At 66.4% G+C, this 21,561-nt stretch carries 18 protein-coding genes; 7 read left to right on the plus strand and 11 right to left on the minus strand.

Annotated features, from left to right (window positions below; all coding sequences use genetic code 11):
• Positions 1-667 precede the first annotated feature (667 nt).
• The gene (locus tag BKA25_RS22905) at positions 668-1,102 is read right to left on the minus strand and encodes a hypothetical protein (protein WP_069846743.1); all 435 of its coding nucleotides are present in this window, start codon (positions 1,100-1,102) and stop codon (positions 668-670) included.
• A 930-nt stretch (positions 1,103-2,032) separates the two neighbouring features.
• On the opposite strand from BKA25_RS22905, the gene BKA25_RS22910 reads away from it, so the two are divergent.
• The 5 genes from BKA25_RS22910 (at position 2,033) to BKA25_RS22930 (ending at position 8,486) form a co-directional block, all read left to right on the plus strand.
• Entirely contained in the window at positions 2,033-4,366 is a 2,334-nt protein-coding gene (locus tag BKA25_RS22910; protein ID WP_512699160.1) for a DUF8616 domain-containing protein, read from the plus strand.
• Positions 4,344-4,820, plus strand: a complete 477-nt coding sequence (locus BKA25_RS22915) for a hypothetical protein (RefSeq protein ID WP_069846740.1) — start codon at positions 4,344-4,346, stop codon at positions 4,818-4,820. The genes BKA25_RS22910 and BKA25_RS22915 overlap by 23 nt, the downstream gene beginning before the upstream one ends.
• A gap of 36 nt (positions 4,821-4,856) precedes the next feature.
• Positions 4,857-6,161: a hypothetical protein gene (locus BKA25_RS22920; RefSeq protein WP_157420938.1), complete on the plus strand. Its 1,305-nt coding sequence runs from the start codon at positions 4,857-4,859 to the stop codon at positions 6,159-6,161.
• Between the two features lie 341 nt (positions 6,162-6,502).
• Positions 6,503-7,351 (plus strand): 23S ribosomal RNA methyltransferase Erm, encoded by an 849-nt coding sequence (erm, locus tag BKA25_RS22925; protein WP_069846737.1) that lies wholly within the window; start codon positions 6,503-6,505, stop codon positions 7,349-7,351.
• A gap of 148 nt (positions 7,352-7,499) precedes the next feature.
• Positions 7,500-8,486: an amidohydrolase family protein gene (locus BKA25_RS22930; RefSeq protein ID WP_069846735.1), complete on the plus strand. Its 987-nt coding sequence runs from the start codon at positions 7,500-7,502 to the stop codon at positions 8,484-8,486.
• 62 nt (positions 8,487-8,548) lie between these two features.
• Here the strand turns inward: BKA25_RS22930 and BKA25_RS22935 are convergent, their stop codons facing one another.
• Entirely contained in the window at positions 8,549-9,229 is a 681-nt protein-coding gene (locus BKA25_RS22935; protein ID WP_084642522.1) for a nitroreductase, read from the minus strand.
• Positions 9,230-9,323: 94 nt separating this feature from the next.
• Here BKA25_RS22935 and BKA25_RS22940 point away from each other — a divergent pair, with 94 nt between their 5' ends.
• The gene (locus BKA25_RS22940; RefSeq protein WP_069846732.1) at positions 9,324-9,962 is read left to right on the plus strand and encodes a TetR/AcrR family transcriptional regulator; all 639 of its coding nucleotides are present in this window, start codon (positions 9,324-9,326) and stop codon (positions 9,960-9,962) included.
• 121 nt (positions 9,963-10,083) lie between these two features.
• Here BKA25_RS22940 and BKA25_RS22945 read toward each other — a convergent pair whose 3' ends face one another.
• Positions 10,084-11,010: an RNA polymerase sigma-70 factor gene (locus BKA25_RS22945; RefSeq protein ID WP_069853265.1), complete on the minus strand. Its 927-nt coding sequence runs from the start codon at positions 11,008-11,010 to the stop codon at positions 10,084-10,086.
• Between the two features lie 201 nt (positions 11,011-11,211).
• On the opposite strand from BKA25_RS22945, the gene BKA25_RS22950 reads away from it, so the two are divergent.
• Positions 11,212-11,697: a carboxymuconolactone decarboxylase family protein gene (locus tag BKA25_RS22950; protein WP_069846730.1), complete on the plus strand. Its 486-nt coding sequence runs from the start codon at positions 11,212-11,214 to the stop codon at positions 11,695-11,697.
• A 102-nt stretch (positions 11,698-11,799) separates the two neighbouring features.
• On the opposite strand, the gene BKA25_RS22955 is transcribed toward BKA25_RS22950, so the two are convergent.
• The 8 genes from BKA25_RS22955 to BKA25_RS22990 all read right to left on the minus strand — a co-directional run bounded on the left by BKA25_RS22955 (position 11,800) and on the right by BKA25_RS22990 (position 21,527).
• Positions 11,800-12,402 carry a class I SAM-dependent DNA methyltransferase gene (locus tag BKA25_RS22955; protein WP_069846729.1) on the minus strand — a complete coding sequence of 201 codons (603 nt, stop codon included), beginning with the start codon at positions 12,400-12,402 and terminating at the stop codon, positions 11,800-11,802.
• 15 nt (positions 12,403-12,417) lie between these two features.
• On the minus strand, positions 12,418-12,981 hold the full coding sequence (locus BKA25_RS22960) for a GNAT family N-acetyltransferase (RefSeq protein ID WP_069846727.1): 564 nt from the start codon (positions 12,979-12,981) through the stop codon (positions 12,418-12,420).
• 575 nt (positions 12,982-13,556) lie between these two features.
• Positions 13,557-14,201: a dihydrofolate reductase family protein gene (locus BKA25_RS22965; protein ID WP_069846725.1), complete on the minus strand. Its 645-nt coding sequence runs from the start codon at positions 14,199-14,201 to the stop codon at positions 13,557-13,559.
• Positions 14,202-14,773: 572 nt separating this feature from the next.
• Positions 14,774-15,175, minus strand: a complete 402-nt coding sequence (locus BKA25_RS22970) for a GNAT family N-acetyltransferase (protein ID WP_069853264.1) — start codon at positions 15,173-15,175, stop codon at positions 14,774-14,776.
• A gap of 204 nt (positions 15,176-15,379) precedes the next feature.
• Complete coding sequence (gene ychF / locus BKA25_RS22975; protein ID WP_069846723.1) at positions 15,380-16,459, minus strand: redox-regulated ATPase YchF; 1,080 nt, start codon at positions 16,457-16,459, stop codon at positions 15,380-15,382.
• A gap of 120 nt (positions 16,460-16,579) precedes the next feature.
• Positions 16,580-17,230: a hypothetical protein gene (locus BKA25_RS22980; protein ID WP_157420937.1), complete on the minus strand. Its 651-nt coding sequence runs from the start codon at positions 17,228-17,230 to the stop codon at positions 16,580-16,582.
• A gap of 23 nt (positions 17,231-17,253) precedes the next feature.
• Positions 17,254-20,370: an AAA family ATPase gene (locus BKA25_RS22985; protein WP_069846720.1), complete on the minus strand. Its 3,117-nt coding sequence runs from the start codon at positions 20,368-20,370 to the stop codon at positions 17,254-17,256.
• Positions 20,367-21,527, minus strand: coding sequence for an exonuclease SbcCD subunit D (locus BKA25_RS22990; RefSeq protein WP_069846718.1), 1,161 nt, complete (start codon positions 21,525-21,527; stop codon positions 20,367-20,369). Before BKA25_RS22990 ends, BKA25_RS22985 begins: the two co-directional genes overlap by 4 nt.
• Between the last annotated feature and the right edge of the window lie 34 nt (positions 21,528-21,561).

The raw sequence follows: 21,561 nt of genomic DNA on the forward strand, positions 1-21,561 counted from the left end.
GGCGGGCTTCGGCCCCACCGGTCCCGGTGCTACCGGCCCCAGACCAGAAGCGCCCCCGTCGGCGCCTCTGACGATCTCGGCGAGTTCGACCGGTGGATCCGACGCGCCGTTCTCCGGCGGACAGCCGGGTTTCCAGGGCGGCGGCTCTCCCAGTGCTCCCGCGGCCGGTAACCCGGCGGGTTTCGGCGGCTCGGCTGGCGGCCCAGCGGGTGGCATGGCCGGCGGCATGCCCGGGTCCGTGCCGTTCGGACCGGCTCCGGGCGGAATGGGCGGGCAGCCGGGCGGCGGTCCGGGTTCGTTCGGGCCCGCCGGACAGCCGGCTCCGCAACCCGGCGGTGGGCAACCCGGACCCGGCAGGCCCGGACCACAGCAGCCCGGCCTCGGACATCCCGGCTCGCCGCCGCCCGCGGGTCCGCCGCCTGCGGGTCCGCCGCAGCCCGGCCACAGCGGGCCACCACCACGCGGCCTGCCACCACAGAACTTCGGCGGACCGCCGCCGAATCAGTCCGGTGGCCCGACCCCACCGCAGGGCGGACCGGGTTACCCGACGCAACCGCGTCCGGCAGGCCCGCCTATGCCCTTCGGGCCAACCGGCCCGGGTGGTCCGGGCGGTCCCGGCGGCTTCGGTCAACCGGGCCCCGGCCCCGGCCAGCCAGGCCCGCAACAGCTAGCGCCGCACCAGGGCGGGCCTGGGAACCCCGGACAGCAACGACCATTCGGCCCACCCGGCCAGTTCGGTCCGGGGACGCCGCCCGGCGGTCCGAACCAGTTCGGCCCCGGTCAACAAGGGCCTCCCCAAGTCAATCAACCCCACGGCCCGCGTCCCGGACAGTTCGCGCCGCCCCCCAATGGTCTCGGCAACCAGCCCGGCGGCTTCGGCAACCAGCCTCCGGGCTTCGGCCAGCAACCCGGCCATCCCGGCGGTCAACAGCCCGGTGGATTCGGTCAACCGCCGAACAGACCAGGGCAGTTCGGCCCCGGCCCGGCACCACACGGTGGTCCCGGCCAGTCCGGCCCGTTCGGTGGCCAACCCGATGGCCCACCACGCCCGCACCAGCAGGCCGGACCGCCGCAGGCTCCGCCTGCCCAGGTCCCGCCGCAAGGTGGACCGAACCGACCCGGACCCGACGGCCCGGCACCGCAACCCGGCCGCACGGATGTGCCTGCGCCCCGCAGCGACACGCCCCCGGCCGGAGCCGATCGCAACGCGGCACCCGTCCCGCGCGGCGACGGCGGCGCGGACCGCACCCCGCCTGCGGACCGGAAGCCGACCACGCCGGAGTCCCCGCAGGCCCCCGCCACGCCGAGGACGCCGGACAGCGCGTCGCCCGTCGGAGGCCCGCCTGCCGATGCGGGGCCGGGTTCCGGAGACCCGATTCCGAGCTCCGGGCCATCGGATGCCGCGTCGCCGACCGACTCGGCAGACAGCACACCGGATACCGATAGCGGTCTCCCGCCGATCGAGCACGAGTACCCCTTGTCCGACGGCTCGACGTACGAGACGAGCCTCGGTGCCGACCAACTCGACACCACCGACGGTTTCGAGAGCAGCCTGGCCGAACGGTTGGAAGGCACCGGACTCACTCCGGAACAGTTCGACGAGATCCGGCAACGCCCGGTCGAGAGCTACACGGCTGCGGAGGTCGAGGCGATCCGGGACGTGCGGGACGGGGTCGAGACCCCGCCCGGCGAGGTCGTGCAGCGGGTGCTGACCGGCGAGGTCGCGGCGAACTACCTGCAGAACAATCCGGTGTTCATCCCCGATGGCAGCGGCGGCCAACGACAGATCTTCGACCCGACCGAGGCGGGCGGCTTCACCACCCGCTATCGGGATGTCGCGGAGTTGCGCAGCCCGGCCGACGTCATCGAGGGACTGCGGCTGGACTACACCGACGGCGGCTACGAGGACCGCAACGGCCGTCCGCCGTATCTGCCGGACGACGCGAGCATCCCGGTGCTGCGGTTCCCCTTGGACCAGCCCGACAACCTGGCGATTCCCTATGGCGGCACGACGCCGGAGGGCATGGCGAACATGGGCGGCGACACCCGCCAGGACCCGCCGTTCACCGGCAACGGCTTCCCCGGCAGCGAACAGCACGCCACCCCGGAGTTCATCCTGAGCCCGACCGAACTCGGCGAGGTCGCCGAGCTGTGGGTGGTGGATCGAGACGGCAACGAGAGCCTGCTCGGCGCCTTCGACCCGGACAACGGGCAGTGGAACACCACCCCCGACGGCGATGCCTGGCTGGCCGCGAACGAGGCGAGCCGCACCGAGCTACTGGCGGAGCGCGATGCGGCGGCGGGCGCCGACCCCGCCACGCCGAGACCCGACACCACGCCGGACGCGGACCCGACGTCGACACCCGACCACGATGCCGATTCGAGCACGGACCCCGATTCGTCCCCCGACCGCGACGGCGACCCCGGCGATCCGGCCGACAGCCCCGCCGACCCGCGACCGCTGACAACGGAACAACAGGCGATCCTCGACGCCAGCACCACGACCCCGGCAGGCCGGGCCTTCTTCCCCGACGAGCCAGAAACCCAACGCTCGGCGCAGACCGTCGCCCCCGACCCGGATGGCCGCCGGACCTACGACCTGCACGGCGACCAACAGAACGTCTTCATCGGCGACCAGACACTGGACGCAGCAGGCTTCGCCGACATCGTCCGCGCCGACCCGGACTGGAACGGCGAGGCGATCCGCCTGCTGTCCTGCGACACGGGTGGCCTACCGGACGGATTCGCCGCCGATCTAGCCCGCGAACTCGGCGTGGAGGTACTAGCCCCGACCCAGATGGGCTGGGCCAACGCGGACGGCAGCCTGTTCTCCTCGTCCGGCACCCAGGACGCCGACGGAAACTGGACTCCCGCCGACCCGCCGGACGGCACCTGGCAGGCCTTCCAACCGGACGGCACCACCACCGATTTCAGTGACGGCCCCTACCTCGGCGACAGCGCGGCAGAGGGTGGTCCGGACGATGCTCGGGCACGGGCGAATACGCGGTCGACGAATCAGGTGCCGGATTACGTCCCACCAGTCATGGATCCGAACGTTCCACCGGTTCCCGTGTTACTCGGCCCGAATCAACGATTCGCCGATGCGGTACCAAATCCGGAACCGAACACGTGGTATCGAGTTGATCTCGAATTCGAGAACGCTCAAGGTTCCCTAGAAATCAAGACCGTTGGCGATTATTTTGTCGGCGAGCGTTGCGCGGATACCGGAAGGCCAAAACTTGAATACGTCACTGCCGCAGTTCCCAACGAGAGTCCGGGAAAAAGTGCAGACGCCTATTTCCCACCAGGGGGCGCCACAGGGCCGGCATTGGGCGCCATCGACCTGCTGTTAGATCCAGAAGTCGTCTACAATGTGGCCGACGGCCACGGAAATCAACGGTTCCGCACCGATGGCGAGGCTGAACCGCCGCCCGCAGTTACATGGGACGTCCCCGACGCAGCATTACCGAACGAGGGTTCCTCAGATATCCCTCCCGGCGAAGCCTCGGAGGACACGCGGTCAGCACCTTCGCCACCGTTCACTGTTGTGTTAACCGAAGAATGGAATCCACAGGAAGGCTCCTTTACCTCAGGCTGGGGCGCCCGACCCGAGGAAGACCGCCCAGCAAACGCACAGATCACTCTCAACAGACCGAATGGTGACGGCTGGCATGCCACAATTTTCACCGACGACGCTGGCAACATCAGTCGAATACTCACCTGGGCGGGACCGCATGAGAATCTGTTCAACCCTGAACTCGGCAACCGAGAAACGATGCATTTCCATCATGAACATACCACCGCATCCGACGTCCAGCCACGGACAGGAGCGCCGATCCCAAATGTAGTATACGGAGTGGTCGATCCACCGAAAATCGGGGAATCACCGGGCGATCCGCGCTGGCTTTTTCACACCGACGAAAAAGGTAATACCGCTGCCGCCAGCGGTGCCTTCGATTACGACAAGAGTCATCGGCATGCTCGGGAGAGTGCCATCCAACTGGCCGTTGGCCAAGTTGCCTCAAAGAACGAGTACTCGGGTGTTATGGAAGCCGCAGGTGGGCATATTTTCGGCCACGCAGCGGCAGGCATCAGCGAGCGGGTAAATTATATGGCGCAATGGGCGGCACAGAACGCAACTTTTGGCCAGCATTTTATCCCTACCAGCTGGGGCGAGATGGAAAACCATCTCAAGGCTATTGCCGGACCTGATCTCAGGGTTGATCGATTCGATTTCTGGGCTGACAGAAACGGGCGGGAAACTCCGGAAGCTGTCCACGTACGGTTCCAACTTACGATGGGCGACCCGCCCGTCACATCGACGCACCTGAGGAGCTTTCCGAATGTACCCCCTACAGTCCCTTAACGAGCAGGAGTTACAGCAGCGGATCGGGGGAAGGCTACTCGCCGCTACTCCGTCCGGCTGGCACCGCATCGACCTAAAGGCTTTAATGGCTGTCGCCGTGCGCGACCTGTCGCTCACGGTTCTGACCGCCGACGGCGGCAGCGTGCCCGTCGCGCCTACTCCTGAACTGGGTGAGGATCTCGCATTGTTACGACAGGTCACCTACCGCCCGGAGAAGGGCGCTTGGTTCTCGGTGCGATTCACCATGGACCCCCCGGCTGCGTTCCGTGTGAGCTACAACTACACCTATGAACCACAGTGGGTTCCGCCGGTGCCGCCCGAGGTGTTCGCGACCGACTTGCTTGCCTTTCCACGCACAGCGCAGTACGTCCCCGAGTGGCTGGCGAGCAGACTTACCCAAGCTAGCGGCGCTGTCGACCCCGGCTCTACCACCGGAACCGACCACGATGCATGATTTCGCTGTTCCCACTTCGACGAAAAGGCATGGTTGATGACCACCCCCTCCGCCCCGCTGACCCCACCGGAAGAAAATGCGCTGATCGAAGAGATCACCGCCATCGTCCAACACGAAATACCCGCCGGTTGGCGCGAGCTTTACCTCCAATACTGCGTGGTGGGTTCTTACGTCGAGACCATCAGCACCGTCAAAGACACCGCAGGACGCCCTCAACACTGGAACCTCCCCACGTCAATCCTCAACCTTCTCGAACGCCTCCGCGCCGGGATGTACCGGCCCGGAGGCGGAACCTGGAACTTCTTCGCCGCACTCTTCACCTACCCTGGCACCTACTCAGTCAAATACGAACGCGAACGCGAACCAGACTGGTTCAACTACCCCGCACAACACGACTTCCAAACAGAACTCACCCAGTTCCCACGCACAATCGAAAACACCCCTGACTGGCTACAACGCGGAGCACAAGAAGAACAGCATGAACTGCCGACAATAAGTAGGCCGGAACTATTCGACGGCGTAACACCCGACCAAAAGCCCATCATTACTCGGCCGCCAATCCCTGCTTCCGAGGTGCCCGCAGTACTAACTTACCTACGAACGGCCCCAGCAATTCAAATACGAGAAACAGGAGGCTTCTACGATCTGCTTGAAGACCGAAAGCTAATCCCTGGAACTATCGTTCGCACGGACGGCACATGGGTATGGCCCACACCGGTGGCTCACTACCTGGAGAAATACGGAATCTCACCTGATCCCGCCATGCTGGAGCACATCCGCACCAACAATTTCCAGGTCCCACAAGAAATACCCGAAGTCAATCTCCGCGTCGCCTACGCCGTAATCACCAACGAAAAGGTCCGACGACACCGCCTCCCCATAACCACCGAAATCCAGACCTACCTCGCGCAAGTCGCCGCCCGCAAAGCTCCCATGCCCAGCCAATCCTACGACTTCTATCACGCCCGAGTCTTCGACGGCCAAACCGAGAATGGCGACCCGGTAGTCAACCGGGAACCTCTGACGCCCGAAGAGAAGGAGAAGGTCCTCGCCTACCTCGTCGCAGGCGACATAGTCCTCTCCGGCCGAGGCCGAGTCCCCGACCAACTCGACCCCGAACACCCCCGCCGAGTCCCCGTCGCCTGGCTCACCGACGGCACCTGGCTCTGGCAACCCGCCGTCCGCTACTACCTCGAAAAACACGACCTCGCACCCGACCCCGCCTTCCTCACCCACATCCGACAACTCAACTACCAAATCCCCACCGTCAACGACGACACCCGCCAAGCCGCCACCCGCGCCGTCACACCCGCGCCCAGTAACCCAGCCAATCCCAGCTGACAGCCGTGAACCACCGAGGTGGCATTGCTGTTCCGGGGCCGTCCAGCCGAATCCAGCAGTCCGATATTCGCTTGGGCGGCCGCTGATCGGTTGCTACCCTCCTCGCCATGGCAGTCTTCGCAATAGTCCGCTTTCGCATCGCCTGACGGCGGTGTGATGGCGGCTCGCCTCGGCTGATCACCCGCCAGGCAAGCACGAATTCACCTCACCCGTACCCCTTCACCCGTTCTCGGGCCAGGTACGGGCTTCCCGCCGTCGGCAAGCGTCTTCTGCCCTGCGCGCGAATCGATCACCTCCGCATCGGTGTGTCGCGCGACGCCAGCCATCGAACGGGAATCCCCATGTCCAAGAACCACCCTCGGCTGCCCGGACGTCACGAACTCGGTCAGAACCATCTCGTCGACAAGCGGGTACCAACCCGCATCGCGGAGCTGCTTCGAGAGGAAACCCCAGGTCCGATCCTCGAATACGGCGCGGGAGACGGGGCACTGACCAGCGCCTTGCTCACCACCGGCCGAGACCTCACCGCCATCGAGATCGACCCGCGCCGGGTGCGGGATCTCCGACGCCGCTTCGGCTCCCGAGCCGAGGTCGTCCACGCCGACCTACTCACCTATCGACCCGCCACGGTCGGCCACCACATCGTGTCCAACGTGCCGTTCCACCTGACCACGCCGTTGCTACGCAAGCTGTTGGACGCCGACGACTGGAGTTCGGCGATCCTGCTGCTTCAGTGGGAGGTGGCTCGAAAACGCGCCGGGGTCGGCGGAGCCACGATGCTCACGGCACTGTGGTGGCCCTGGTACGAGTTCCACCTAGCCGGTCGGGTCGCCGCGACAGCGTTCCGGCCGGTACCTGCCGTCGACGGCGGGGTGCTCATCATGCGACGCAGGGCTGCCCCCTTGGTAGCGGTGGCGGAACGCGCCGCCTATCAACGGCTGGTGCGATCGGTGTTCACCGGCAGAGGCACCGGGCTTCGCGGCATCCTGACCAGGTTGGCCCCGCCGCCCTCGATCAACCGGTGGCTTCGCGCCGAGGGCCTCACCGGAGGCGAACTGCCCCGACGGTTGACCGCAGAACACTGGGTCTCGCTCTATCACGAATTCGAGTCCACCCCGGCCACCGGCGCACCCGCTCGACGCCGACCCAACCGGAATCCGAGATCGCCAAGGGCGAAAGCCCACGACTGACCGCCTGCTGCCCGGGGTAGTCGGGTCGGCCCCCGACTACCCCGGCGATGTCCGATCTCGCCTCGGCGGCATGGCCCGACGGCCTGTGGGTACTCGCCCAGAGCTCGCCGCCCCGAGCAGTGTCACCCAGCCGAACACCGGAGATGCCATGGCTACGACAGCACCTCGCCACGCCATCGACGCCCATGCCCACGTTTATCCCGCTGACTACCTCGACCGACTCGAATCGATCGGCGTCGACCCGGCGACCACCAAGGTTGCGCGCAACATGAAGGCAAGCGACGACGACGCGGATCTGAGTGCGCGGCTACGCATGATGGATGCCGCCGGGGTGCAGGTCCAGGTGATCTCGGCGGTTCCCCAACTCCCCATGGTCGACGACGCCGAGGCAGCCCGCGATGCGGCACAGCTGGTCAACGACACCTACGCCACAATCCTCCAACGGCATCCGAACCGCTTCGTCGCCTATGGCGCGATCGCCCTCCCCCACATCGACGAGTCCTTGCAGCAGATCGCCTACGGCCTGGACGACCTCGGCTTCGCGGGAATCGGAATCACCTCGCTGGTGCAGCAGACGATCTCACCGGCCGACGCGCGCTTCGAGCCCGTCTTCGCCGAGCTGAATCGACGCGGTGCCATCGTCTACCTGCATGCCACTGGTAACGGCGCACGCTGCCCCATGATCAATGCACAAGGGCTCGAATGGGCGGTCGGAGCTCCCATCGAGGACGGATTGGCCCTGTTGCACCTGCTCAAGGCCGATATCCCGGCGCGCTATCCCGGCATTCGCTTCCATATCGCGCACCTCGGCGGTGATCTGCCGTTCCTCGCGCAACGCATCGAGGACAACTACGAGGACTGGCACGCGTTCCCGTCGTCTCCGCTCGCTGCGCTGCGGCGAATGTGGTTCGACGCCGCCAACTTCCACGGCCCGTCGCTACGGATGACCCTGGACACCCTCGATCCCACGCGCATCATGTGCGGGTCGGACTACCCGTACTTCCAGGACGCGAAGTACACCCGGGCAATCGAGTACATCCGCGAAGCCGGTCTCGACGACGACGCCGTGCACGCCGTGCTGTCGGGCAACGCGCAACGGCTCTACGGCGACTCGTTGCCTGCCGCGACCTACTGACGAGCAGGTGTTCTCGCGGCTGGGGCAGGATGCGCCGGACACCGAGTCCCTGAGCAGCGCGTTCAGCGATGGAAACGCGTCGTCTCGCCCAGCGGCTCCCGGCCGACCGCGACCGTGTTGACCGCGGCCGCCGGATCGGCGTAACCGAACGCGATGCCGAACAGCAGCTTCCCGCCCGTGACACCCAACGTCTCGCGCACCGTGTCGGCGTAGAAGCTCAACAACGCTTGCGGGCAACTGGCGATCCCGTGGGCGGCCATGGCCAGCAGAAGCGTCTGCGCGTACATGCCGACATCAGCGGTCAGTCTGGGGTCGCCGGAATCCGCTGCGTACAGCAGCGCGACGTGGGGCGCGCCGTAGAAGTCCAGGCTCTTGGCGTCGTAGGCGGCGCGCAGATCGTGGTCTTCGCGACCGATGCCGAGGGTGCCGTACAGCGCGGCGCCGAATGCGGCACGCCGACGTTGGTGCACCGACGAGAAGTTGTCGTCGGTGAAAGGGAAATCGACGGTCCGACGGCCATCCCGATGCGCGGTCATGAGTGCCTCGGCGAGGTTGTCCCGCATGCCGCCACTGAGTACCTCGACCTGCCAGGGCTGCGTGTTGGAGTTCGACGGCGATGCGCCTGCGAGCCCGAAGACCGCCTCCATCGTCTCCTCTGACACCGGATCGGGCAGGAATGCCCTGGTCGCACGCCGAGTCCGAATGAGTCGCTCCGCCGCGTCCACTAGCCCAGTCGTCGCCACTGCCACACACTCTCCTTAAGTACACGACCACGTTTACCTAGACGACCGTAGCGCATCGCGGCGCGCAATGTAAACGGTGTCGTATAGTTGGGCCATGAGCGACGAACCCGGACGCCGAGCAGGCCGGGGCGGGAGGGAACGCATCCTCGCCGCCGCGATCACTCTCTTCGCGGAACGGGGAATCACCGCGACCACCATGGAGGACATCGCGGCCGAGGCTCCCGTCTCGAAACGCACCCTGTACGTCCACTTCCCGAACAAGGAAGATCTCGTGCTGGCCCAACTGGCACACCTGCTACAGGCCGGACCAACGCTGCTCAAGACCCTGACCCGCACCGATCTCCCGCCACGAGACCGGATCATGGCGATGTTCAGCGTGGTGCAGGGGCCTGACGACGAGACAGTTCGGGGCTGCCCGTTCATCCGTGCCGCAGTCGAGCACCCCGGCCCCGACGACCGGGTGCACGTCTTCGCTCGCGAACAGAAGCTGCTCATGCTCGCGCTGGTGATCGACCTTTTGAAAGAACTCGACGTCGACGAGCCGGAGCCGCTCGCCGAGCAGCTCGTCACGCTCTCCGACGGCGTCGCAAGCCGCGCCATGGTGCTCAACGACCCCGATTACGGCCGTTTCGCTCGGGCCGCCGCCGAGACTCTTCTCGACCACGCACCCCGCAAGACCGAGGTGGGCACCGACGACCGACCGGAAACGGGTGTTGCACAAGCCGGCAAATGACTCGGACTTCCCGCACATCCAAGCCATCCGCGAACCCGTCCCTGCCGCAGCGTAGGGCGCACGCGTCGGCCCGCAGATGGCGGCAGCACCTCAACGAGCCGGCCAAACTAGCCGTGGCAACTCAGCGACTCACCGAGTTCTCGCGATCAAGGCGGACCAGTTTCTCGGGATTGCGTACCGCGTAGAGACCCGTGATGAGTCCCTCCTGGACGAGCACCGACAAGATGGTGTCGATCTCACCGGCTCGACGGACCACGAATGCGGGTGAACCATTGACCGCCGCCAGCTGAAACTCCAGTTCGGCGCCGAGCACGCGCAACAGACCCGCCACCCGGTCAACGCCCGTCACCGGGGTGCGCGAGGCCCCGACGACCCCACCGCCATCCGTCAGCAGAACGACGTCGGGCGAGATCACATCGAGAAGACCTTGCAGGTCACCCGTTTCGAGGGCCGTTCGAAACGCGGTGAGCACCTCTCGCGCGTGTGCTGCCGAAACCACACCCCGAGGCCTGCGCGCAGCGACGTGTGCTCTGGCTCGGTGTGCGATCTGCCGGACGGCCATCGAGGTCTTGCAGACGGCCCGGCCTATCTCGACATAAGGCAGAGCGAAGACCTCGCGCAGCACGAACACCGCCCGCTCCGTCGGATTGAGTGTCTCCAGCACCAACAACATCGCCGTCGAGACGCTGTCGGCCAGCTCGATCTCCTCGGCAACGTCGGGCGTCGTCAGCAGTGGTTCGGGCAGCCAAGGCCCGACGTAGGACTCCCTACGTCGACGAAGCGTTCGCAGTCGCGTCAAGGACTGTCGTGTGGTGGCGCGGATCAGATAGGCGCGTGGTTCCCGCACCGAATCGACATCGACCGCTACCCAACGCAGCCATACCTCCTGGAGAACGTCCTCCGCGTCGGCAACCGACCCGAGCATCTCGTAGGCGACGGTGAAAAGGAGATTGCGGTGGCTCATGAACGTCGCCGTGGTGGACTGCCGTCGAACCTCGGTCACACGACTTCCTGGAGTCTCGGGCGTGGGCTCACCGTGCTGAGTCATCGCGATCCCCGTCCGCTCGCCCGACCGTGTCACACAAACCGACGCCGCATCGAGCCATCTTGTGACAGGCGAGATCCGCGATCCAGGTCACACCGGCAGAACTGTCACGTCGAGGGTGTACCCGGCGTCTCGTGCTCGTCAGGACGCCGCACCCGAAAGGGTGCCGGCGCGCAACGCCATCGCATCGAGGAGGACGAAGCCATGGAGCCTCGAATCAACCTGTTCGCCAATGGCACGGGTGTCAAGATCAGCAAGCGCATCTACGCGGTCAGCCGGGCGATCGAGGAGTCGACGTTGCCCAGAACCACTCGTGATCTGGTGCAACTGCGCGCCAGCCAGATCAACGGTTGCGGATACTGCGTCGACCTCCACGCCGCGGACTCCGCTGCCACCGGAGAAAGCCCGGCGCGGCTCAGCCTGGTTGCGGCCTGGCGCCATTCCTCCGTCTTCACCGAAGCCGAACGAGCTGCCCTGCGGCTCGCCGAGGAGGGCACCCGTATCGCCGACGCCGCACACGGTGTCTCCGATGACACCTGGAGTCACGTGCGCGAACACTACGACCAGGACCAGGCCGTCGCGCTGGTCGCTCTGATCGCCATGATCAACGCCACGAATCGCCTCGGCGTGATCCTGAATATCCCAGGCGGTTCTCATGATGGTGGCAGTCTCGCCAGCATGACGAGCTGACCACCCGAGCTGCCCTGCCCCCGACGCAGCACGTCGTCGCTGGGCCGGAGCAGGGCAGCGGCCGGTGTCCGGCGGGCGAGGAATCAGCCGCCGTGTTTTCGGTCAGCCTCGAAGCACCGCGACGACCGCCGCATGCGTGCGCTTTCCAGTGGCGGTGCGCGTCTGCACCTCGGTGACCTCGAAGCCTGCCGACGCCAGCACTTCCTTCATGGCCGGAACAGACCAGTAGTAGGCGGGCACCACCGCGTGGTCGAACGGTTCCACTCGCTCACCCTCAAAGAAACCCAGGAGTAAGGACCCACCCGGCCGCAGACAACGCACGAATTCGCGTAGGATCGCGGGTACCTCTTCCGGCGCCGTGTGGATGATGGAGTACCACGAGAGCAGACCGCCGAGCGCATCGCTTTCCACCGGAAGCGAGTCGAGGGTTGCCTCGTGGAATCGCACCGCCGGGAACCGTTCTCGGGCGCGGGCGAGGAACTCGGGCACCATGTCCACGCCCTCGATGTGCACCCCGTGCTCGTGCAGGTAGTGCGCCCAGTGCCCCGGCCCGCAGCCTGCGTCGAGCACCGGCCCGTCGATGCCCTTTCCCCAGCGCAGGATCAGGTCCCGGTCCTGCTCGGCCAGTTTCTCGACCGTGCCGACCAGGTCGATGTACTCATCGGCGCGGGCACCGTAGGCATTGCGCACGTCAGCAAGCGGCATGTCGTGATCCTTCCATCAGCACGCGACGCGATTCATCGAGTACACGATGGGGCCGTCGGGAATCCTGGTCGTCGCTGTAGTCGTGAATCCGAGCCGTTGATAGAGGCTCACGTTGCGCTCGTCCGAGGTCTCAAGTGCGATCGGATCACCTCGCTTATCAACCAACGCGAGCCCTTCCGAAATCACGGCCGTACCGAGGCCCGCTCCTTGGTGCGCCACCTCGACGCCGACCGTTTCGAGAGTCCAAGATCCTGCGGGCGCCTCGGGCAGTGAAAGCCCCGTCAGCGCGGTCAGACGCGATCCGTGCAGATCGGCTACCCGCTGTTGAATCCGTTCAGTGGGCGCAGGGGCGCCTGGCGGCAGAAAGGCAGCAACGGCACGCACGGGCTCGTCTACCAGCACGATGCCATGTTCGAGCGCGTGAGCGAGATACAACCGCTGCGCTTCTTCCAGACGTGCGAGGTATCCGTCCTCGGGGAGAGCCCAGCGCGTCCAGGGGTACGTCTCGAAAGCCCCCGCAAGGACCCGTGCAGCAGGGTCCAGATCCGCCACTGCGGCCAGCCGAATGCGGTAATCCACTTCAACTCCAAAATTTCCTTACTGATGCGCAACCGTGGGGTCGTCCACCACGCGCGGGCCGGCGACTGACGGCAGGTCTATCCGATTCCAGACGCAATTCCCTCCGCCGAGGCCGCACCTATGTTGGGCGCGGGAACCACCGTCTTCGCACCGCTGGTGCGGCACAGTATCCGCCTCGGAACCCCGACCAACCTGAGACGCCACCTGCGGGCCGCCGTCTCCCTAAGACGCGACGCAGTTCGTCGAGTACCCGATGGGGTCCTCGAAAATCCTGGTCACACGGGCAATGGATTGCAGACGCCCCGCCCTGGACTCGATGCGCGTCGGCCCCGTCGACGACGGCGATCACACAATGTTCGTCGTCGAGGCCACCACCCAGCCAGCGAATTGCGACTGCGAGCCCCATCTCCGGCCAGCCCGCGCTCGGATTGGTAATCCTGGATCGCCGCTCGAACGCTACCGGTCGACGTCGTCCTAGAGTAAGAGCGTCCTAGAGACGACCAGCGCCGCACGGCCGTAGCGGAGTCCGCCCGCTGACCGTGCAGAGCGACCTCACGAGTGAAGCCGAAATGCCTTCACTGGCGACTCTTCCTGTTCCACAACTGATGGGTCAGTCCGCTGGCCGTGCTGATGGATTCGACGCTGAAGCGGTCTTCCAAGCCAGCCAGGTCGTCCCAAATCCGGACGCCGGTCCCGAGCACGATCGGGGTGATCGCAAGGTGCAAGAAGTCAACAAGGTCCGCTTGGAGGAACGCACTCACGGTCGACGGCCCGCCGCCGATTCGGACGTCCAACCCATCGGCGGCGGCTCCCGCCAAGCGAAGAGCCTCCCCTGGCGATGCATCCACGAAGTGAAAACTGGTGCCATTGGCGAACTCGATGGCTTCGCGTGGGAAGTGCGTCAGAACGAAGACCGGTGTGCGGAACGGTGGCTCGTCTCCCCACCATCCCCGCCAGCCGTCGTCCAACCATTCACCCGACTGAGGGCCGAATTTGCGACGCCCCATGATCTCAGCGCCGATGCCCTGACCCCACATGCTGAACAACGCCTGATCCACCGTGACAGGGTCGTCGATGCCACGAATGCCATGAATAACGCGTCCGTCGAACTTACTGAAGAGCGCTCCGGCTTCACCGATCGGCTGCTCAAGCGTCACGCGATCGCCCGCAGCATATCCATCCGAGGAGACGAATAGGTTGTGGACTCGAGTGCGGAACACGGCTGCTCCCTGTGTTGTCTCAGATCACCTGGATTCCCTTGGAACCTACTCGCGCGCACCGACACTCGATCACATCGTGAACCCGAACTCCGCCACCTCGCCGTCGACCATCAGGTAGTCCTCGCCTTCCATCCGGACTTTCGTTGTTGCTCCGTTAGCCCGCGAGTCGATGTTTCCTCATCCGACGTAGGAGAACGACGCGGAGAACAGGACCCGAGCACGCTCCTCGACGTCCACCACCTCAGGCTCGTCGAACACCCGGATGACCTGGCACATCGCATTCGCCTCACGACGAAGCCGTCGATGCTCGCCAACATCAACGGCGTGTGCTCCACCTGGGGTGACGACCGAACTTCTGCGCTGCGGGGCCCTTCAAAACGCGGACGCCTCGTCATCGCTGTGCCACAACTGCCGAACATGGATGCCGATGGGTGCTCCTGGATCGTCCGCCTCCCCAGCGGCCGAACCACTACAGGAAACACGGCTGCGCCCGGTCGCCGCCAACAACTCTGCCGCGAGAGCGTCGGCGGGCTGGCCCCACACATCCTGCGCTGTTCCAGTACGGAGAAATATCAGCGGAGTCGGATCACACCTGCCGATGTCGGTCGGAATCCGCACCGCTTCACATAGAAGGCTGCGAGATCGGCTTCGAAATCCACATGCAGCCACTCACAACCGCGCGATCGAGCTTCGGCAACGGCCAGCTCGATCAGCTTTCCACCGATGCCCCGACGTTGATGGGATGGAAGCACGACCGCGTCCACAATGAACGCGTGAACGCCCCCATCGCCAACGACGTTCACGAACCCGACCAGGTTCGACTCCTCCTCGGCAGTCACCCAGACGACGCTATGCCGCTCCAGACGTGCGGACCACGGGACCACCTCGACCGAAGAGGCGTCGAAAGCGCGACGGTGCAGCTTCGACAACGCTCGATCATCGATCACCGGGGAGACACGGAACACGACGGACATCGTCAAGTACACCTCCGGGCGCCCACGCCGGACCTCGCGGCCGAAGTCTCCCTACCCACCGCTGGCCAGCGGCGTTCAGTCCTCAGCGCAGGAGCCTAAGCCGAGCAACGCACCCGCTCACGATGGTCTCCGTCGCGGGCGGCAGCCCGATGGCCGAGCCACGCCTTCCCTCGCCGAATTACCGAGTTCGGCACGTAGCTACCACTACACGTTGAACCGGAACTCCACGACGTCGCCGTCGGCCATCACGTAGTCCTTGCCTTCCATCCGAACCCGGCCCGCTGCTTTGGCCTCGGCCATCGAGCCCGCGGATTCCAAGTCATCGAAGGACACGATCTCGGCCTTGATGAAACCGCGCTCGAAGTCGGTATGGATGACGCCGGCTGCCTGCGGGGCGGTCCAACCGCGGCCGATGGTCCACGCCCTGGCCTCCTTCGGGCCCGCGGTGAGGTAGGTCTGCAGGCCGAGAGTGTGGAAACCCGCGCGCGCCAGCGAGTACAGGCCCGGCTCGGCCTGGCCGATCGACTCCAGGAGCTCGCGGGTCGACTCCTCGTCCAGTTCGAGCAGCTCCGCCTCGACCTTGGCGTCCAAGAAGACCGCGTCTGCGGGCGCGACCATCTCGCGGAGTTCCTTGATCCGCGTCTCGTTCGTCAGCACCGCCTCGTCGGCGTTGAAGACGTAGAGGAAGGGCTTCGCGGTGAGCAGACTCAACTCGCGCAGCTCGGCGAGGTCGACCTCCGCCTGAGCAGAGAACAGGGTGCGGCCGCCGTCGAGGATGTCCTTGGCCTTCTGCGTCACCTCCAGGGCGGCGCGCCGCTCCTTGTGGGTGCGCGCTTCCTTCTCCAACCGGGGCAGCGCCTTCTCCACCGTCTGCAGATCGGCCAAGATCAGCTCGGTGTTGATGGTCTCGATGTCGTCTGCCGGGTCGACGGCCTCCTCGACGTGCATCACGTCGGGATCCTCGAACACCCGGACCACCTGGCAGATCGCGTTGGCCTCACGGATGTTGGCCAGGAACTGGTTGCCCATGCCCGCGCCCTCGGACGCGCCCTTGACGATGCCCGCGATATCGACGAAGGAGACCACCGCAGGCACGGTGCGCTGCGAAGAGAAGATCTCCGCAAGCCGATCCAGCCGTGAATCGGGCAGCGGGACGACACCGACGTTGGGTTCGATGGTGGCGAACGGGTAGTTCGCAGCCAGCACCTCGTTCTGCGTCAAAGCGTTGAACAGGGTGGACTTACCGACGTTGGGCAGACCGACGATGCCAAGGGTGAGACTCACGACAAGCGAGTGTAGAGGCGACCGAACGGTGCTCGTCACCACCAGGTCTGGCGGAAGCGAAAATCGGGTGGTCAGGCGCCGGGCGTGAGATGGAGCCCACCTTGACGAGCAGCCGCGGCCTCAGCCGACATAGCGGTCTCGACCGGAGAGGACCCGGGCGATCACGAACAGCAGCAGCAACCCGCCAGCCGCCACCGGCACCACGATCGCCGCGCTGCCGACCTCGTACTGCGCCGACGGAACCGGCGGCCAGATGCTGGATTGTTCGACCTCGATCTGACCGCCGAGAGTGGTCTCGTCGTCGGCCGTCAGTAGGTAGAAGCCTTCGCCTTCGGCGCAGACCACCCAGTTGCGAACCCTCGGCTCGCCCTCATCGGTACGGCCCGGCACCGGGTCCCGAACCTCGACCGTGCAGCTTTCGACGCTGCCGGTGGCCTCGGTGCCCAACTTCGCGCCATCGACGGTCAACACGACCAACGCCCATGCCGAGAAGACCAGTCCGATGAGGGCCAAGGGCCAGCGCCGCCCGCCCGCAGTGAGCAACAGGCCGATGGCGAACGCGAGCACACCGCCCATGCCCCACGGAGTGAAGGCCGTATCCACCTTGATCGGCCCGGCCGAAGAGGCACGCCACGCCAGCACCACCCCGATCACCATCGCGACCAGCCCGCCCAAGACGACCAGCGTTCCGATCCCCCGGCGCGGCCTGCCGAGCACATCGCCCGTCCGCTCCATGATCCGGTCGCGTCGTTCCCGACCTGCCGACGTCACATCGTCACCGTCTTTTCCCACCCTTAAGCCATCTCCATCTCCAGGGTGGACCCAGTTCGAGAGCGGCGCACCCGCAACCGTGTCGGGATGCGTTGCCGCAGTTCCTCCACGTGCGAGACGAGACCCACGACGCGTCCGCCCGCACGAAGTTCGTCGAGGGTATCCATCACCAGGTCCAGGGTGTCGGCGTCGAGGCTGCCGAACCCCTCGTCGACGAACAGGGTGTCGAGCAACGCGCCGCCCGTCTCTGCCGCGACCACGTCGGCCAGTCCCAGGGCCAGCGCCAACGACGCGAGGAAGGACTCACCGCCGGACAGCGTCTTGGCGGACCGAGCCCGGCCGGAGTAGTCGTCGATCACGTCCAGCCACAGGCCGCCCCGCTTACCCCGACTACCTGCCGCATCCGAGTGCACGAAGGAATAGCGGCCTTGGCTCATCCGCTGTAGTCGACGGGTCGCGGCGACCGCGACCTCTTCGAGGCGGGCCGCCAGCACATACGAGCGCAGCGACATCTTGCGGTTGTTCTGCCCGCGTCCGTTGACCACATCGGTCAACGCGTCCAGGGTCGCGTAGTCGGCCTCGATCGGCGCCAGTTCACGTTCGGCCACGGTCCAGCGGCCCAGCAGGTCGGCCAATTCCGAATCGGCAGCCTCGGCTGCGCGCAGCCGGGCCACCGCCTCCTCCGCAGCTCGGCGGGCCTCGTCGGCGGTCGAATCCAACGCCGCCAGGTCGGGCGGGGTGCTGTTCTCGGCAGCAACCACCTCCGGGTCCGCCAGCTCGGCCCGCAGTGCGGCCTCGTCTCGATCGGCCTGGCGAAGCGCCTCATCGAGCTTGCCGATGGAAGCCTCGTCGCGGGCCGATTCCAAAGCATCGGCTAGGTCGTCGAACCCGGCTTCGGTAACGACGACGGCCACCCGGTGTCTGCGAGCGGCCAACCGATCGATCGCCTCGACCACGGCACTCAAGCGGTCGGCCAGTTCGTCGACCAGTTCGGCGGCGCGTAGCAGGGCGCCGCGCCGGGCCGCGACATCCGGATAGCCGCCCGCCGCCGTGGTCAACCGATCGGAACGCTCGGCGATGACCCGGTTCAGATGCGCCTCTTCGCTGCGTATCGAGGCCAGCTCGCTCTGCAGCGCCGCTCGGCGCCGCTGCGACTCGGCCGACTCGGCCTCGAGAACAGCCAGCTGATCGGTCCGCCGCTGGTGGACTGCGGCCAGTTTCTCGGCCGCGTCGAGTTCCGTCTCCGTTTCGGCGAGTGCCGAGCTCAACGTGGATTCGGAACGCCCGGCCAACTGCGTCACCAAAGCATCCCTGGCATGCAGACACTCTTGGCGGGCCGCGGTCGAGGCCTCCCGTTCAGCGGATGCGACCTGTTCGGCGCGGACCGCCGCTCGTTCTTGAGCGTCGGTCACCAAGGCGGCGTGTTCAGCCGGGACGGGGTGCTCCGGCGATCCGCAGACCGCGCAGGGCTCACCCGCGACCAGCGCACCCGCCAGTTCGCCCGCCATCCCGCTCAGCCGTTGTTCTCGGAGGTCGAGCAGGAGGTCACGGGCGGTCTGATGGGCGTCGACTGCCGAGGCTCTGGCTGCTTCGGCTGCCGCCAACCGCTGTTCGGCGCCCGGCAGCTCCCGTGCCGAAGCGGTCAACTCGATCAGCTCGTCTCGTCGAGCGCGGATTCCCGGCACAGCCGCCGCAGCCGTCGCCGACTCCTCCAGTTGGGTCCGCACCCCGGCGAGTTCGACGGGCAACTGCTCCGCTCGGCGTTCCGACTCGGCCAAGGCCATCTCGGTCTTCTCGCGGGTCGAGGCCATCTCGACCGATCGCGAACGGTCGGGTTGTTGCAGCGCCGCCTCGTCGACCAGGCTCGTCAGGGCGCCCGCGGACTCTCTTCGTGCAGCGGCGAATTCGCGTAGTTCGACGACCACCCGCTTTTCGAGGCCCCGGCGGGCGGTGCCGTCGGGCTCGCTACCGCCGTCTGCGGCGACCACCGATTGATCGGCGGGTATGTCGGCATCGGCGTCGCCGAGTGCAGCGACGAGGTCGGCACTCGAGAGCATCCGATGGAGTGCCGAATCGCCGCTCGCTGTTGATTCGTCGACGGCGGCGATGGCGGTGTGCCGGGTCTTCTCCGCACGGTCACGGCGGTGTCGAAGGTCTGCCTCGGCCCGGATGCGTTCGTCGTTCTCGGCGGCCACCGGGGCCGCGGCGCGAGCCGCGGCGAGTTCGGCCGTCCACGCGAGACGCGTCTCGTGCTGTTCGTCGAGTCGCGCAAGGCGGGCCAGTAGCTCGGTCCGCCTGGCGATTGCCGTTGCGAGCCGATGCCCGGCTACGGCGGTTTGCTCGGCCCGCCGTCGCTGATCGGTGGTGGCAGCCACGGCCTCCTGGGCCGACTGTCGTTGATCGGCCGCCTGCCGTGTCAGCTCCTCCACCCACCGGCCCGTCGGCTGCTCGACCGAGGGTGGTTCGACGCCTGCCGCCTGGGCGATCCGGGCCAGCAGTTGCTCCACCCCGCGACGGGCGTTCTGGACGTCGTTGAACCGGGCGGTCCGGCGTTCGCGAAACCACTTCTCGGTCTCGGCGAACCGCTGGGTGCCGAAGAGTTGTTCCAGCAGTTGTTCCCGCTCATCGGTATCGGCGCGCAGGAACCTGGCGAACTCGCCCTGTGGCAGCAACACCACCTGGAAGAACTGTTGGTGGGTCATACCGAGAAGCCTGCTGACCGTCCTGGCGACCTCGTCGATCCGGCTCAATCCATCCGGATAGCCGTCCGGAACACCGCCGAGCCAAGCCAAGGAGACCTTCGCCTGCACGGTGGTGGTGCCCTCGCCCCGCTTCTTGCGCCGCTCGAACTCGGGACTACGGACGATGCGCAGCCGGTGCCCCTGGATCGTCACCTCAAGTTCGACCCTGGTCGCCACGGTGTCGGGCGCCTGATCACAGCGCAGTCTGCGCACCTGTCCCCTGGCGCCGGGAACCTGTCCGAACAACGCATAGGCGACCCCGTCGAGCAGCGTCGTCTTACCCGCGCCCGTCTCGCCGTGGAGCAGGAAGAGCCCATCGGCGCCGAGCGCATCGAAGTCGACCTGCACCGTGTTCCGGTACGGTCCGAACGCCGTCATCGCCAACCGATGAAGCCTCACGAGCGCACCTGCTCCCCGCAGACGGAATGCAAGGCCTCGTCCAACAACCGGGTCTCGGTCTCATCGGGCAGCGCCCCTCGGCAATCCGCGACGAACGACGCGGCCAACTCCCGATCGTCCTTGCCTCGAATCGCCGCCGAATAGTGCAGCCGGGCATCGTCGAGGCCGCCTTCCGGCCGCCAATCGAGATGCACGGCGTGGGGGAACCGCTCTTGCAGGCGTCGCATCGGCTCCAATGGACGAACCCGGTCGGTCAACGTGATCGACAGGTAATGCTCGACACTGTCGGCGTGTCCCGGGTCGGCGAGCAGCTCGTCCAGCGTGCCGGTGAGGACCGCGAGCGGCCGTGGCACCGGAAGATCATGTCGCCGCACCTCGCCGAGGCCCTCTGCGGTGAGGTCGACCAGCCAGACCGATTTTCGGTGGTTTCGCTCCGAGAACGAGTAGGCGAGTGGACTACCGGAGTACCGCAACGCGGGCCGCAGCGTCTGCGGACCATGGAGGTGGCCGAGGGCCACGTAATCGATGTCGTCGAAGACTCGGGCCGGGACCTGCTCGACACCGCCGACCGCGATGCGTCGTTCCGATTCGCTGCCCTCGCCGCCGGTGACGAAAGCGTGCGCCAACACCACCGACCGCACCCCCGGCCCTCGGGTGGCGAGATCCGCCTTGATCCGCCGCATCGCCTCGGTGAGCACACCGGTGTGGCCTACCGAATCGGGGCCGCTGATTCCCAGGCTGGCGCGGGCCGGATCCGGGTCCAGATAGGGAATTCCGTAGAACGCGACCGGGCCGTGCTCATCGGCGAGCAGAACCGGACTATCCAACTCCGAGATTCGTGTCCGCAGGTGTAGCCCGCCTGCGGCGGCGAATTCCGAATATGCGCCGAGCCTGGCCGCCGAGTCGTGGTTTCCCGAGGTGAGCACGATCGAGGCACCCGCGGCGCGAAGAGCCGCCAGGATGTGATGGCAGACGCCCACCGCCTCCCCGGATGGCACCGCCCGATCGTAGAGATCACCTGCGATGACGACCGTGTCCACTTTCTCCGAAGCCACCAGATCGGCCAGGCCCGCCAACACATCCCGCTGCTCGCCGAGCAGATCGCGGCCGTGAAAGGTACGGCCGAGATGCCAGTCGGAGGTGTGGAGGATGCGCATGCTGCCACGCTAGAGGCCAACGGTGTTGAGATCA

Origin of the sequence: Actinoalloteichus hymeniacidonis (assembly GCF_014203365.1) — a bacterium.
Lineage (GTDB): Bacteria > Actinomycetota > Actinomycetes > Mycobacteriales > Pseudonocardiaceae > Actinoalloteichus_A > Actinoalloteichus_A hymeniacidonis.